The 14,205-nt window shown below is 72.8% G+C and carries 10 protein-coding genes; 7 read left to right on the forward strand and 3 right to left on the reverse strand.

The window, feature by feature from the left end; translation table 11 throughout:
• Window position 1: 1 nt before the first annotated feature.
• Together FAF44_RS15885 and FAF44_RS15890 are read left to right on the forward strand one after the other, a co-directional pair.
• Window positions 2-1,150, forward strand: coding sequence for a thiolase domain-containing protein (locus tag FAF44_RS15885; protein ID WP_237103958.1), 1,149 nt, complete (start codon window positions 2-4; stop codon window positions 1,148-1,150).
• Entirely contained in the window at window positions 1,150-2,736 is a 1,587-nt protein-coding gene (locus tag FAF44_RS15890) for an acyl-CoA synthetase (RefSeq protein WP_237103928.1), read from the forward strand. The genes FAF44_RS15885 and FAF44_RS15890 overlap by 1 nt, the downstream gene beginning before the upstream one ends.
• A gap of 4 nt (window positions 2,737-2,740) precedes the next feature.
• Here FAF44_RS15890 and FAF44_RS15895 read toward each other — a convergent pair whose 3' ends face one another.
• The 3 genes from FAF44_RS15895 to FAF44_RS15905 form a co-directional block, all read right to left on the reverse strand.
• Window positions 2,741-9,013, reverse strand: coding sequence for a tetratricopeptide repeat protein (locus FAF44_RS15895; RefSeq protein ID WP_237103929.1), 6,273 nt, complete (start codon window positions 9,011-9,013; stop codon window positions 2,741-2,743).
• 98 nt (window positions 9,014-9,111) lie between these two features.
• On the reverse strand, window positions 9,112-9,738 hold the full coding sequence (locus FAF44_RS15900; protein ID WP_237103930.1) for a LysE family translocator: 627 nt from the start codon (window positions 9,736-9,738) through the stop codon (window positions 9,112-9,114).
• A gap of 92 nt (window positions 9,739-9,830) precedes the next feature.
• Window positions 9,831-10,478: an alpha/beta fold hydrolase gene (locus FAF44_RS15905; protein ID WP_237103931.1), complete on the reverse strand. Its 648-nt coding sequence runs from the start codon at window positions 10,476-10,478 to the stop codon at window positions 9,831-9,833.
• Between the two features lie 108 nt (window positions 10,479-10,586).
• On the opposite strand from FAF44_RS15905, the gene FAF44_RS15910 reads away from it, so the two are divergent.
• From FAF44_RS15910 to FAF44_RS15930, 5 genes are all read left to right on the forward strand, one after another.
• Complete coding sequence (locus FAF44_RS15910; RefSeq protein WP_237103932.1) at window positions 10,587-11,105, forward strand: pyridoxamine 5'-phosphate oxidase family protein; 519 nt, start codon at window positions 10,587-10,589, stop codon at window positions 11,103-11,105.
• Between the two features lie 62 nt (window positions 11,106-11,167).
• Entirely contained in the window at window positions 11,168-11,758 is a 591-nt protein-coding gene (locus FAF44_RS15915; RefSeq protein ID WP_237103933.1) for a helix-turn-helix domain-containing protein, read from the forward strand.
• Window positions 11,759-11,777: 19 nt separating this feature from the next.
• Window positions 11,778-11,948 (forward strand): hypothetical protein, encoded by a 171-nt coding sequence (locus tag FAF44_RS15920; protein ID WP_237103934.1) that lies wholly within the window; start codon window positions 11,778-11,780, stop codon window positions 11,946-11,948.
• 135 nt (window positions 11,949-12,083) lie between these two features.
• Window positions 12,084-13,355 carry an ATP/GTP-binding protein gene (locus FAF44_RS15925; RefSeq protein ID WP_237103935.1) on the forward strand — a complete coding sequence of 424 codons (1,272 nt, stop codon included), beginning with the start codon at window positions 12,084-12,086 and terminating at the stop codon, window positions 13,353-13,355.
• Between the two features lie 110 nt (window positions 13,356-13,465).
• Window positions 13,466-14,176, forward strand: a complete 711-nt coding sequence (locus FAF44_RS15930; RefSeq protein WP_237103936.1) for an RloB family protein — start codon at window positions 13,466-13,468, stop codon at window positions 14,174-14,176.
• The last annotated feature ends 29 nt before the right edge of the window (window positions 14,177-14,205 follow it).

Consider the following 14,205-nt stretch of genomic DNA (forward strand, 5'->3'; position numbering starts at 1 on the left):
CATGGGAAACCGGTGCGCGGTCATCGGCGTCGGCCAGACGTACTACACGACCAAGCGCAGGGACGTCTCGATCGCCGGCCTGGTGCGCGAGGCGGCGCTGCGCGCCCTGGAGGACGCCGGGCTGACGTTCAAGGACATCGACGCCGTCGTGATCGGCAAGGCGCCCGACCTGTTCGAGGGCGTGATGATGCCGGAGGCGTACCTCGCCGACGCGCTCGGCGCGGCGGGCAAGCCGATGATGCGCGTGCACACGGCCGGCAGCGTCGGCGGGTCCACCGCCCTGGTGGGGGCCAGCCTCATCCAGGGCGGGGTGCACGAACGGGTGCTGGTCGTCGCGTTCGAGAAGCAGTCGGAGTCCAACGCCACGTGGGCCCTGTCCACCCACCTGCCGTTCAGCGCGTCGCTGGTGGTGGGCGCGGGCGGCTACTTCGCGCCGCACATCCGCGAGTACATGCGCAGGACGGGCGCCCCCGGCCACATCGGCACGCTGGTCGCGGTCAAGGACCGGCTGAACGCGCTGAAGAACCCGTACGCGCACCTCAAGATCCCCGGCATCGACCAGAAGATGGTCGAGTCCACGCCCATGCTCTGGGAGCCCATCCGCTACCTGGAGACCTGCCCGTCCAGCGACGGGGCCTGCGCGATCGTGCTGTCGTCGGAGTCGGCGGCCACCGGCACCCCCGCCTGGGTGCACGGCGCCGCCATGCGCTCCGAGCCGATCTTCCGCGCCGCCCGCGACACCGTCAGCCCGCAGGCGGGCAAGGACTGCGCCGCCGACGTCTACCGGCAGGCCGGCATCGCCGACCCGCGCCGCCAGATCGACGTCGCCGAGGTGTACGTGCCCTTCTCCTGGTACGAGCCGATGTGGCTGGAGAACCTGGGGTTCGCGGCGGAGGGCGAGGGGTGGAAGCTCACCGAGGCGGGCGCCACCGCGCTCGACGGCGACACCCCGTGGAACGCCTCGGGCGGGGTGCTGTCCAGCAACCCGATCGGGGCGTCGGGACTGATCAGGTTCGCCGAGGCCGCGCTCCAGGTGCGCGGCATGGCGGGGGAGCACCAGGTGGACGGCGCCCGTACGGCGCTCGGCCACGCGTACGGCGGGGGAGCCCAGTTCTTCGCGATGTGGATCGTCGGACGGGAGAAACCCTGATGGAGTTCAACCACGCAGACCTGTTCGAAGGGCTCGCGGACGCGATCGGGGAGCGGACGGCCGTCGTCTGCGGCCGGCAGCGGCGCACGTTCGCCGAGTTGGACGCCGAGTCGAACCGGCTCGCCCACTACCTGCTCGACCTGGGCATCCAGCCGGGACAGCACGTCGGCCTGCACCTCTACAACGGCGTCGAGTACCTCGCCGGCATGCTCGCCGCGCTCAAGATCCGCGCCGTGCCGATCAACGTGAACTACCGCTACGTCGAGGCCGAACTGCTCTACCTCTACCGCGACTCCGACATCCGGGCGCTGGTCTACGACGTGGAGTTCGAGCCGCGGGTGGCCGCCGTGCTCGACCGGGCGCCGCTGCTGGAGCACCTCGTGCACGTGGGCGGGCCGTCGGCCGTCGGCCCGGCGGTGCCGTACGCGACCGCTCTGGAACGCGGCAAGCCCGAGCGGGGCTTCCCGCCGCGCTCCGGCCAGGACGTGTACATCATCTACACCGGCGGCACCACCGGCATGCCCAAGGGCGCGATGTGGCACGTCGAGGACCTGTTCATGGGCTTCGGCGGCGGCAACCCGTACGGCGAGCCGCGCAGCACCCCGCAGGAGGTGGTCGAGGAGGCGGCCAAGGCCGGCCCGATGGTGATGATGGCCGCCTCGCCGCTCATGCACGGGGCCGCGCAGATGGCCACGTTCCTGAGCTGGTGGATGGGCTCCACCGTCGTGTTCGTCCGCAAGTTCGACGCCGAAGCCGTGTGGCGGGCGGTCGGGCAGGAGCGCGCGACCACCCTCAGCATCACCGGCGACGCCATGGCCAGACCGCTGGCCGAGGCCCTGGACGGCGGCGAGCACGACGTCTCCTCGCTGTTCGTGATCAGCTCGACCGGGGCGATCCTGTCCGGCTCGGTCCGCGACCGCCTCCAGGAGCTGCTGCCGAACGTCATGATCATCGACAGCTTCGGCTCCACCGAGTCCGGCTACACGGCCTCGGGCGTGGCCGGCTCCTCACCCGAGAAGGGCCTGCGCTACCAGCCGAACTCCGTGGTCAAGCTGGCCGTGCTCGACGAGAAGGGCCGGCCCGTCGAGCCCGGCTCCGGGCAACTCGGCACGATGGCCAGGTCGGGACGGGTGGCGTTCGGCTACTACAACGACGACGCCAAGACCGCCCGCACGTTCGTCACCGGCGAGGACGGCACCCGCTGGCTGCTGACCGGCGACCTCGCCACCGTGGACGTCGACGGGACCGTGAACGTGTTCGGCCGCGGCTCGCAGTGCGTCAACACCGGCGGGGAGAAGGTGTTCCCCGAGGAGGTCGAGGCGGTGCTCAAAGGGCATCCGTCGGTGTTCGACGCGGTCGTGACTGGCCTGCCGGACGAGCGGTGGGGGAGCAGGGTGGCCGCCGTGATCGAGCCGCGTCCCGGGGTCGAGGTCACCGTCGCCGAACTGGACGCGCACTGCCGGCGGCTGCTGTCCGGGTACAAGGTGCCGCGCACGTACGCGTTCGTGACGGAGATGGTGCGCTCACCGGCCGGCAAGGCCGACTACCGGTGGGCCCGCGAAACGGCCGAACGGGCCGCGGACTGAGCGTTCATGACAGGTGGCGTAGTTCGCTCTCGACCGCCTTCGCGTCCGCGCTCCGGCCGGCTCGCTCCAGCAGGTCGAGCCGGCTGCGGAGCACGCTTCGCAGCAGGTCGTGCCCGGCCGCCGGCAACTCGCGCAGCAGGTCCGCGGAGACGCGCAGGGCGGCGTCGGCGGCGTCGTCCCGGCCCAGCTCCTGCTGGCAGAGACCGAGCCGGGCGTGCGCCACGGCCCTGGTCAGGCCGTCCCGCGTGACCTGCGTGCTGCGGTGGAAGACGAGCCCGGCCTCCAGCGGCCGGCCCGCCTCCATCAGCGCGTCGCCCAGCATGAGCATCGCCCGCGACAGCAGCCCGGCCTGCATCGTGTTCCCCGGCGAGAACCGCTCCAGCGCCGCCACCGCCTCCCGCAGCGGCTCGACCGCCTCGGCCGCCAGGTTCCGCATCCGCAGCGCGGCGGCCAGCGTGAGGCAGGCTCCCGCGCGGCTGGTGTGCAGGGCCTGTGCGTTCATGCCCGTGGTCAGCAGCTCGTCGTAGATGGCGATGGCCTCGCGCGCCCGCGTCTCGGCCTCCGTGCCGCCGTCCAGCCGAAGCAGCGGCATCAGCTCCGAGCTCTGCGCCAGGGAGTCGGCCAGGATCGCCCGGTGCGTCAGATCGCCGGGAAAGCGCCTGGCGATCGGGATCAGGCTCTCCACCAGCGTGTTCGCCTCCGCCAGTGCGCCCAGCATCATGTGGCACCTGGCCAGGCGCTGGGTGGCCAGGGTGTGCTTCACCGTGCCCGGTTCGTGGCCCGTCGTGGCGAGTCGCGCGTACTCGGCGGCCTCCTGGGGGTGTCCGGTGGCGAGGAGGTCGTCGGCGATCAGGGCGGCCGTCTCGGCGGCGGCCAGCGGCTCCGGCAGCTCCGTGAACAGCCGCAGGGCCCGCACGAGGTGCTCCGTCGCCTCCTGGCCCCGTCCGAGCGTCCGGAGCACCCGGCCTTTGACCTGGGTCGCCTGCGCCCGCACCCGCCGGGGCTCGTCATCGCGGGCCGGCCGTCCGTCGCGGTCGAGTTCGGCCAGTGACCAGGCGATGGACTCCAGGGCGGCTTGCGGGCGGTCCAGCGCGGCGAGGGTGGCGCCGAGCCGCGCGTACGTGGCGGCGGCGAGGGCCGGGTCCTCCAGTTCGTCGCAGAGGTCGGCGGCCCGCTCGCAGTGGGCCAGCGCCTCGACGGCCCGGCCCTGGTCGAGCAGTTCGGCGGCGTAGCGGTGCAGGGTTCCGGCGAGCGCCTGAAGCGTGGCGGGGTGGTCCTGGTACCCGCTGAGCAGGTCGATGGCCTGCTCCAGCACGGCGAGCCTGGCCGGGGCGGGATGGCCGGGGGTGTTCCGGTCCGGAGCGGCGGGCAGGGCGGCGAGCGCGGCGAGGGCGGTGCCGAGTTCCTCCCGGTAGGCGGGCGAGGCGGCGGCGAGGCCACGGCGGACGCGCACGGACAGCTCGGCGATCGAGACGGCGCTCGCCCCGGCCCCGGCCTGTGCCGCCGTGGCGCTCAGGCTCGCCAGGCACCGGGCGTAGCCGTCGAACGTCTCGGGCGCGCCGCTCAGCGGCACCTCCCGTTCCAGCGCCTCCGTGAACGCCGTCAGCGGTCCCACCAGCCCGTCCACCACTCCGGCGGGTGCCCCGTGCGGCCCCTGGCGGGCGAGTTCGGCCGCGAACCAGGCGAGCGACTCCACGAGTCCATCGAGTTCCCCCGCCACCGGCCGCAGCCCCAGGAGTTGCGCGTACAGGCCGGTCCCGGCCGCCGGGCCGTCGTCCGCCACCCGCGACCTGGCCAGCCGCAGCAGCGCCCGCAGGTGCACACCGGCGAGATCGCCCGGGACGGGCCCGAGCCGGGCCATCGCCGCCGTGCCCTCCGTCAGCCGCTCCCTGGCGGCGTCGTCCTCGCCCAGCTCGGCGAGGCACAGGCCGGCCAGCTCCATGCAGGCGGCCGCGAGCAGCCGCTCCTGGTCGGTGATCGGGGACGGGATGAGGCCGAGCGCCCGAACGGCCGCCTGCCGCGCCTGTTCGGCGTCCTGCCGCGGTTGCCCGGGGCCCGGCCTGGCGAAGCGGAGGCCGGCCTGGAGGTGGAGGGCGCCGGCCAGGGCCAGTGGGTGGGTGGCGCGCTCGGTGACCAACTGCTCGTACCGGCCGACCGCCCGGTCGGCGGCCGACTCGGCGTCCGACGGGCGGCCGGCGCGGGACAGGGCGACCGCCTCCAGCGCCATCAGCCCGGCCAGCTCCGTACGGAACTCGGCGCTCGTCCCGGCGTGCGGCTCGTAGGACTCGATGGCCTCGACCAGGTGCGGGACGGCCTCCTCGTGCCGCCCGAGCCCGACGAGCGAGCGCCCGAGCGCCGCCGCGACCATGCCGGCCGCGATCGCGTGCGGCCGGTCGGGCCCGGCGTGCCGCCGCAGCAGTTCGGCCGCCCGGGTCGCCAGCGCCAATCCGTCCCGGGGCCGCCCTGTGTCCGCCCAGGCGCGGGCGAGCGTGGCCTGTGCGGACAGATACCCGTGAACCTGCTCGATCTCCGGCGTACCGGCACCCTCGACGGCCTCCCGGCACTCCGCGAGCCGCCGCTCCGCCCGGTCCACGGCGTCGTCCTGAGGGGGCGGCCAGGGCAGCCACGGCTCCCCGGCGGGCGGGTGCGGGGAGTCGTCCCGTGGGGTGCGCTCCAGCCGCCCGCGTGCCTCGTCGCGGAGGGGGCGGAAGGTGTCGTCGTCGAGGCTCAGCACGTCGTACAGCTCGATGGCGAGGTCGAGTTGCGCGCGGCCGTCGGCGGTCCGGCCCAGCTCGTCCAGGCAGAGGGCGAGCAGCCACCTGCCCCTGGCCCGCGTCGCCGTGCGTCGCTCGGGCGGCGCCGTCGCCGCCTCCCGCAGCGCCGCGAGCGCCTCGTCCGGCCGGTCGTCGATCAGCAGCAGCTCGCCGAGGTCGAGGAGCTGGTCGGCGAGGGCTCGGCGGTGTTCGTCCGGTTCGAGCGTGACGAGCGCGCGCAGGTTCCGTACGGACTCGGCGGCGGACCGTACGGCGGCGTCCACGTCGTCCAGACGGGCGTGCAGCCTGGACAGCACGGCGGCGGCCGAGGCCAGCATGGCCCGCAACCCCGGCTCCTCGGCGGCCAGGGCCCGCAGGCGGGCGACGGCTTCGGCGGCCGGGACGCGGGCGTCGGCCGGCCTGCCGTGCCGCTCCAGCCAGACGGCCGCCAGGTGGAGGCTGTGGGCCACGTTCCTGCTGGTCGGAGCCACGCTCTGGACGGCCGAGGTGGCGGCCACGGCGATCGCGGCGGCCAGTTCGGGCAGCGCGGCGGCGGCGCTGGTCCCCTCGAACGGGGTCAGCGGCGCGACCCCCGACCCCTCCACCGGAGCCGCGCCGATCCCACCGGGCGGGACCGGCGGCCGGCCGGTGACACCGGGTTCCTGGACCAGGGCAGCCGGCCGGGCCGCGGCTCCGGGGCCGCTGTGCAACGGGACGCGGGACAGCGCAGGCGCGCTCGGCGACCGGGCGGCGGCCCCGGGCGTGATCGGTGGCCGGGTGCCGGGTCTCTGGTACGGGGCGAGCAGCTCAGCGGCGTCACCGCCTCCCAGGAACCCGGCCGATGACAGCGGTATCGGAGCCGGAAGCATCGGCGTCCCGGCAACGCCCCGCGCCGGTGGCGTACGAGCCCCGGCGGGCCCGCTGCTGTCCCCGTTGGAGGACGTTCCCCGAGAGCCGGCAGCCAGGACGCCCCGCACCGGGGCCGCGAAACCGGCGCTCCCGCCCGCCGCCTCGAACGCCTCGACCGCCTCACCCAGCCGTCCGATCTCCAGCAGCGCGCAGGCGAGGTTGTAGTGCGCGCGAGCGGCCGGCTCCGTGTAGCGCGGGTCCTCCTCGGCCAGGATCCGGTACCTGGCCGCCGCCTCCTGGGCGGGCTTGAACGCCGCGTCGGCCTCACCCCCGAGCAGCAGGCACGCCCCCAGCCCGAACAGCGCCTCCGCCCGCCCGGCCGCATCCTCGTACGGGGGAGCGCCCGCATACGTCTCCACGGCCCCGGCCGCCGCGACGACCGCCTCGCCCACCCGGCCCACGGCCGCCAGCCCCGCCGACGACCACGTCAACGCGCCGGCCAGCGCGAGCCGTCCGCCGGAGCCGCGCCGGTGCCGTACCGCCAGCTCGGACAGCGTCACGTTGAGGGCGCGCAACCCCAGCCCGGTCCCTCGGGCGTCGGGCCCCGGCGGCAGCGCGGCGGCGGCCTCGGCGAGCTGCCGGTCACCGGCGAACAGCGTGAGCGCGGAGTTGAGCGCGTCGCCGAGCCCGGTGGCCGGGTTCGCCACGGCCTGCGCGACCATCCGGGCCAGCCGGCTGGCGACCAGGGACCACAGTGCCGACCTGACCGGTTCCCGGCCCGCCGACAGGCGCAGGACGTCGAGCATCCGGACGAGATGGTGCACCGTGCGGGCCTCGTGGTCGTGCACGGCGAGCACGAGCGCGGCCAGGTCCTCGGTTTCGGCCAGCAGTTGCTCGGCCACCAGGTCCGGCCCGATCGGCGTCAGCCGCCCGCCGCCGAGGAGGTCAGGGGAAAGGGGGAAGACGCGGGTCAGCCAGCCGGCCGTGTTCAGGGCGCCCACGTGCAGCGGGGCCGTGTAGGGCGAGGCCGGATGCGCTCCGGACCGGTCCGGAGCGTCGGCGTGCGGGGCGCGGTTGCGCAGGCCGGGTACGGCCGTCAGCAGGCCGGGCAGTTCGGCCGGGGCAGGCGCGGTGAGCGTGAGGACCGCCACCGCCTGCCGGGCCGCCAGGTCACCGACGCGCTCCGCGCCGTCCGGCCAGACCCGCGCCCACTGCTCGTGCTCGCGCCTCACGAACCGGCCGAGCAGGGTGCCGCCGGCCTCCGTCTTCCGTTCCGTGAACCAGCTCGACGGCCCGTCACCGGCGGTCTCCTCGGCACCGTCCCCGTCGCGCAGCCGCAGCAGGGCGGCCAGGTGGACGTGGAGGGGGAGGCCGTACTCGGGGCTGTCGAGGCGTGGCGGGGAGGGTAACGCGGCCCGGCTCGGCGCGAACGCCTTCATGGCCGTGAGCGCGTGCTCCGTCCGTTCGGCCAGGGTGAGCGGATGGGGGTTGAGCCGCACGGTCGTCGTGTTGAGCCGTCTGAGCCGGCCGCCCGCCGCCGTGTCCAGCCGCCGCCACCACTCGGCCTCGCCGGGCTCGCGGGCCAGCAGCAGCAGCCGTACGCGGTGGTTGCGGCCGTTGCCCGCCAGCCGCCGGATCAGCTCGCCGACGACCGGGGCGGACCGCTCGGGCCGCTCGACCACGACCAGCGTGGGACGCGGCGCGTCGAGGGCCGCGTCCGTGCCGGACAGCAGGCCGGTCATCGTGTCCAGGGGCAGGAACCCGGTGTCCCACCCGGCCTCTGTCAGCTCGGCGCACAGCTCGCCCGCCAGCCGCGTCCGGCCCGTCCCGGCGTGCCCGCTCAGCACCGCGATCGACAGCGGGACGGGCTCGGCGGCCCACTCCCGCAGCTCGCCCAGCTCCGCGTCACGTCCCAGGAACGGCACCACCTCGTGCCGGGCCGGCAGCAGCGCCCAGTCCGAGCAGTCCTGCGGCGGCCGGCCGCGCGCCGGGGCGAGCAGTGCGGGCAGGACCATCGAGGGCTCGCCCTCCGTCACGGTCTCCGGCGACCCCGGCGGCGCGCCCACCAACTCGCGGAAACGCGCGTCGCCCAGCAGCGCGGTCGCGGGCACGGCGTCCAGACGGCGCCCGCCGGGACGCACGGCCACGCCGACGATCTGCCCGGCGGGCTCGGCCAGCAGGACGGCTCCGGACATGCCCTGCCAGAGCGCGGCCGGCAGCCCGTCGGCCTCGGGCACGCTCACCGCCAGAGCCTTCGACACCGCTCCGGCCAACGGGCCCACCAGCCCGGACGCCGTCCCCGCCGGAGGACTCACCAGGCCCGGCAGCGTCCGCTCGAACCCGACGGCCACGCAGCGCAGGGGACGGGAGGCGGGCACCCTGCCCCACCGGTGGTGCTCGACGCCGGGCAGCCCGTTCCACGCCGGTTCGGAGACCCGCAGCAGCACGACGTCCACGCCGCCGCGCCCCCGCCACACCGGTTCGGCCGCCAGCCACCGCGCCGACGCCGGCGGGCGGACGCGACAGGGCCGGCCGGCCGCCGCCACGTGCCCGGAGGTCAGCACCAGATCGGGGCCGAGCACATGACCCGATCCGGTCACGGCGACGAGGTCGTCATGACCGGAGCAGACCTCGACGACCCGTTCGAGCCCGAGGCGGTGTGGTGGCGTGTCCATGGGTCCGCCTACCTGTCACTACGTCGGAAGACGAGCCCCCGATCGGCTCCTGATCTCCTTCTCACTATCGCACTATGAACCGGAAATTTCGCGGCTTGTCAGGCCTTCTCGGTTGTGAGCCAGGCGGCCAGTCCCAGGTACACGATCCCGCTGCCCACGTCCAGCCGCCGCCGCGCGCGGGCCGAGCTGCGGATCTTGCCGGCCAGGGTGGAGGCGAGCATCGCGTACGTGCCGTCCGACGCCATGCCGAGCAGCAGCCACACCAGTCCGAACACGAGGATCTGCGGCCCGACCGGCCCCACGGAGGGCTGGGCGAACTGCGGCAGGAGCGCCAGGAAGAAGATCGCGGTCTTGGGGTTGAGCACGTTCACCACGAACCCTTCCCAGAACAGCCGCCGCTTCGACTGCACCTTCAGCTCGACGGCCTCCTCGCCGCCGCCCTTGTGCATCAGCTTGCGCACGCCGAGCCAGAGCAGGTAGGCCACGCCCACGTACTTGACGATGGTGAAGGCCGTGGCCGAGGCCGACAGCAGCGCGCTGATGCCCAGCGCCGCCGCCGCGATGTGGACGAGCGAGCCGGTGTGGATGCCGAGGACGGAGATCAGCCCGGCCGTGCGGCCCTGGGCGACGCTCCTGGTGACGATGTAGAGCACCGCGGGGCCCGGGATGAGCAGCAGCCCCAGCGTGGCCGTGCAGAAGAGGACGAGAGTCGAGATATCCGGCATGGGGTAATCGTAGAAGCGGCGTCAACGACTTTCCCGGCGTCAACGACTTTCCCGGAGCCGACGTGCTTTCCCGGAGCCGACGTGCGCCGGGTCTACGGCCTGCCGGTCAGGTAGCCCTCCAGGTGGTCGGCCAGCTCCTTCGGCCGGGCCAGCATGGGAGTGTGACCGCCGTCGATCTCGTCAGGGGTGACGCCGAGCCGGTCGTGCACGACCCGGCGCATGAACTCCGGCGTGAAGAACCGGTCGTCCCGGCACAGCAGGAACCTCGTCGGCACCTCCGGCCACGCGCCCAGCGGCCACGGCTCTGCCATGGCCCCGTCGGCGTGCTCGCGTCCGCGGGAGAGGCACTCCTGCGCCAGGTCCGCGGGCACGTCGTGCAGGAACAGCTCGATCGTGTCGAGCTCGGCCTGCTCGAAGCCGGTGTTCTCCCACCACGCCGACGCCGGCTCGCCCGGGACCGGGATCATGGCCGTGACCAGGACCAGCAGCTCGCAGGGCGTACGGGCGCAGACGAGCGGCCCCACGATCCCGCCCCAGGAGTGCGCCACCACGACCAGGTCGCGGCGGTCTCCGACGGCCTCGACCACGGTGTCGGCGTAGTCGATCAGCCCGGCCCGCTCGTCCTCGACGGGCAGGTCCACCGCCACCACCGCGTGGCCGCGCGCGCGTAGCTCGGGCTCCAGCAGGTGCCAGTCCCAGGCGGAGCCGCCACCACCGTGAATGAGCGCGAACGTGGCCATCTGCGTATTACCTCCGTCATGGTGGACCACCACCTATCCTGCCCTCACAGATGAGTTCCCGCCGCCCCACTGGTCTGTCCTTTCAACAGCCGAACCAAGGGAGTGAACATGGAACCGACGACGGAGCTGGATGCCCGGTTCAGCGCCCCGGACGCCGTCGCGCCGCCCTGGGCCGAGGCCCGCGAGCAGCTCGCGAACGCGCAGACGTACTGGCTGAGCACCGTACGAGCCGACGGCCGCCCGCACGTCACCACGCTGATGGCCCTCTGGCAGGACACCGCGCTCTACTTCTGCACAGGTGCGGAGGAGCAGAAGGCCAGGAACCTGGAGTCCAACCGCAACTGCGTGCTCATGACCGGCAACAACTCCATGGACTCCGGCCTGGACCTGATGCTGGAGGGCGTGGCCGAGCGCGTGATCGACACCGGCGAGCTCAAGCGGCTGGCCGACGGGTGGGAGGCCAAGTACGGCGAGGGCTGGCACTTCGACGTCGGCGACGGGGTCTTCGTGAACGGCTTTGGCGGGGAGGCGCTGGTGTTCGAGGTGGCTCCGGTCAAGGTGCTGGGCTTCCGCAAGGGCGAGTTCGCGCAGATCCGGTGGCGGTTCCAGGCCGGCTCCGGAGCCTGATCCGAAAAATAAGTTGCGCAATCTTTGTTGCGCAAATTTCCTTTCGCTTTTACGGTGGAGGCATGACCTCCCCCGAGCAGACCCATCGCGTCAAAGACCTGGACACGCTCAAGGCCCTCGGCCACCCGCTGCGCATCAAGCTCTACCGCGCGCTCTACGTGGCGGGCACGGCGACGGCCTCGCAACTGGCCGACCAGGTCGACGAGGCCGTGTCCCTGGTCAGCTACCACCTGCGCAAGCTGGCCAGGCACGGCGTCATCGAGGAGGTCGCGGGGCGCAGCGGTGACGCCAGGGAACGCTGGTGGCAGCCGGTGATGACCAGCATCACCACCACGGACGAGGACTTCCGCGACGCCCCCGACCGCGCCGCCGTCCACACCGCCGTCTCACGCGTGTACGCCCGCCAGCGCGGCGAGCTGTACGAGAGCTACCTCGACATGAAAGCCGTGTGGGGCGACGACTGGCGCGACTCGGCCTTCGCCGCCGAGACCCTGCTGCCGCTCAGGCCGGAGGAACTGCGATCCCTGCGCGACGAACTCGCCGAGGTGGTCCTGGGCTACCGGCGGCGTGCCGAGGCGGCCCGCGACGCGGGCGACACGGAAGGACGCGAGAACGTCGCCGTCCAGACGTACGGCTTCCCGTTCCGCGCGTAGCGGCAGGAGGAGAGCACCGATGAACCCGGAGTCATTCCTGTACGTCGAACGGGTGCGCGCCCTCGAACTCAGAGCCGAGGCAGCCCGCCACCGCCTGACCCGCCGCCCCGTCCCGGCGGCCCGCACCTGGGAGACCCGCCTCGGCTGGGCCCTGGTGGAAACGGGCCTCCGCCTGGTGGCCCGCCACTGACCCACCCGGACCGGCGCGTTGCCGATCCGCATGGTGGCATCCCTCGAAGTGGCGTCATAGGCTGTTTCATGCAGGCTCTGTGCGCCAGAATGCAGATGACGGGTCAGGGCGCTATGTCTCGGTAGGAGGTCTGGGATGCTGATCCGCTTCCGGGTGGCCAACCATCGGTCGATCCGCGATGAGCACGAGTTGTCCCTGATCGCGACCGAGTTCGATGAGGGCACCGCGCGCACCACAGGTCTCAAGCACCGGGGCCAGGACATTTCGGCGCAACCCGTGGTGGGCGTGTTCGGCGCGAACGCATCGGGAAAGTCCAACCTGCTCAGCGGGATCCGGCTCATGCGCGACGCGGTCCAGGACTCCTTCGCCGACTGGGCCAAGTCACCCGAGACGGTGCCGCGGCAGCCCTTCAAGCTCGACTCCGAGTCCCGCGAGGCCACGAGCCTGTTCGAGGTCGACGTGGTCCTGGGCCCGGATCCGGTCCGCTACACCTATGGCTTCGAGTTGTCGGATGAGCGGGTGGAGGCGGAGTGGCTGCACGCGTATCCGCACGGCCGCCGCAACGTCTGGTTCGATCGGGAGGCCGATCGTCCGGAGTCGGACGGCGGAGAGTTCATCTTCAGGGGAGAAGGCTTCAAGGGGGAGCGGGAGGCCCTGGTCAGGCTGACGCGTCCCAATGCCCTCTTCCTGTCCGTCGGCGCGGCTCTCAACGATCCCCAACTGTCGGTGCCGTACCGGTGGTTCATCAACAACCTCTGGCTGCTGACACCGCGAAGCGACGTCAGCGAGCGAGTGCGCTGGACCGATCACCTCCTGCAGCGTCAAGGCCATGCGGACTTCCACCGACGGGTCGTGCGGATGCTGCGGTCGGCCGACCTGGGGATCACGCAGTTGGACACGGATCCCGATACCGGCGAGTTCAGGCTCTGGCACCGCACGCCGGACGGTGGGGAACTACCGCTCAACTTCCTGACCGAAGAATCTCTGGGCACTCATGCCTGGTTCGCCTTTCTCGGGCCCATGCTCACCGTTCTGGACCAGGGCTCGGTGTTGCTGGTGGACGAATTGGATTCGAGTTTGCATCCCACGCTCGCGGCCGAGGTCGTACGCGTCTTTCAGGATCCCGACGCGAATCCGCGCGGCGCGCAACTCGTTTTCACCACGCATGACGCGACCCTGCTGGGCAGTGAAGTGCTCGATCGCCCGCTCAAGCGGGATCAGGTGTGGATCACGGCGAAACGCCGCTCGGGAGAAACGGAGCTCTACCCGTTGACGGCGGCCAAACCTCGTAAAGAGGAGAACCTCGAAAGGGGTTATCTGCGCGGCCGGTACGGCGGGGTGCCGCGAGTGACCGCGGGGGAGATCGTCCGTGAACTCTCCTCGCCGGAAGCGGGGGCCACGGCATGAGTAAAAGAAGGAGAGGGGAACCGGAGCCGGGGAGGCGACGAAGGCGCGGACGCCTGGAAGACGAACGTCCGCTGGTACCGAGGCTCAGCCCCCGCTCACGCGAGGTGCGGGTGCTGTACGTGGCCTGTGAGGGCGAGTCCACGGAGCCGGACTACCTGCAATATCTGAATGAGCAGTTCGGGGACGGGGACGAGAAGGGTAGGCAGCCTTTCCGGATTCAGCCGGTTTATCGCCGGAACGGGCTGACGCCTTCCGGTGCCGTGGCAGCCGCCCGGCAGGCCGCCGACGAGGACGAGGCGTGGGCGCTCTTCGATCGTGACCGGTGGGATGACATTCCGCAGGCGATCAAGGCGGCGGCCGAGAACGGAATCGAGATCGCATTCTCGAACCCGTCGTTCGACCTGTGGCTGCTGCTGCATTTCCAGCCCTTCGGCGGAGCTCAGGGCGGCAGTAGCAAGCTCGTCGTCGAGAAACTGCGGCAGGCGAAGAACGCCGAAGCCTTCCACGCCTACGACAAAAGAGGCGACAAAAGCATCAAGGGTTCCCGGCGCGACGCCCTGAAAGGACGCGAGGGCGTGGCGGTGGCGCATGCCCGGAGTCTGGTGGCCGCCTGCGCCCATGGGCTGTGCAAGCCCGCCGACGCGAAGACCGAGCCGGTCGACCGTGCCGGCGAGCCGTGGTCGTACCAGGACTGGGCGGCCCGTGCGGGGCACGCTCGAAGCTGCCCCGTCCTTCAGCGCGACCCGTCCACGGACGTCTGGCGCTTGCTGGTCGCGCTGGGGATCGGCGAGCGGGCCGGCGGTGCACGCCGGGACCGATGAGCGCGGCCGTCCCGGCGGAAACGTGGCCC

This window comes from Nonomuraea sp. MG754425 (assembly GCF_021699195.1).
GTDB lineage: Bacteria > Actinomycetota > Actinomycetes > Streptosporangiales > Streptosporangiaceae > Nonomuraea.

What these genes read in the sequence shown, in the direction of transcription:
- FAF44_RS15885 (WP_237103958.1), top strand. Translation starts at nt 2, where the DNA reads ATGGGAAACCGGTGCGCGGTCATCGGCGTCGGCCAGACGTACTACACG.
- FAF44_RS15890 (WP_237103928.1), top strand. Translation starts at nt 1,150, where the DNA reads ATGGAGTTCAACCACGCAGACCTGTTCGAAGGGCTCGCGGACGCGATC.
- FAF44_RS15895 (WP_237103929.1), bottom strand. Translation starts at nt 9,013, where the DNA reads ATGGACACGCCACCACACCGCCTCGGGCTCGAACGGGTCGTCGAGGTC.
- FAF44_RS15900 (WP_237103930.1), bottom strand. Translation starts at nt 9,738, where the DNA reads ATGCCGGATATCTCGACTCTCGTCCTCTTCTGCACGGCCACGCTGGGG.
- FAF44_RS15905 (WP_237103931.1), bottom strand. Translation starts at nt 10,478, where the DNA reads ATGGCCACGTTCGCGCTCATTCACGGTGGTGGCGGCTCCGCCTGGGAC.
- FAF44_RS15910 (WP_237103932.1), top strand. Translation starts at nt 10,587, where the DNA reads ATGGAACCGACGACGGAGCTGGATGCCCGGTTCAGCGCCCCGGACGCC.
- FAF44_RS15915 (WP_237103933.1), top strand. Translation starts at nt 11,168, where the DNA reads ATGACCTCCCCCGAGCAGACCCATCGCGTCAAAGACCTGGACACGCTC.
- FAF44_RS15920 (WP_237103934.1), top strand. Translation starts at nt 11,778, where the DNA reads ATGAACCCGGAGTCATTCCTGTACGTCGAACGGGTGCGCGCCCTCGAA.
- FAF44_RS15925 (WP_237103935.1), top strand. Translation starts at nt 12,084, where the DNA reads ATGCTGATCCGCTTCCGGGTGGCCAACCATCGGTCGATCCGCGATGAG.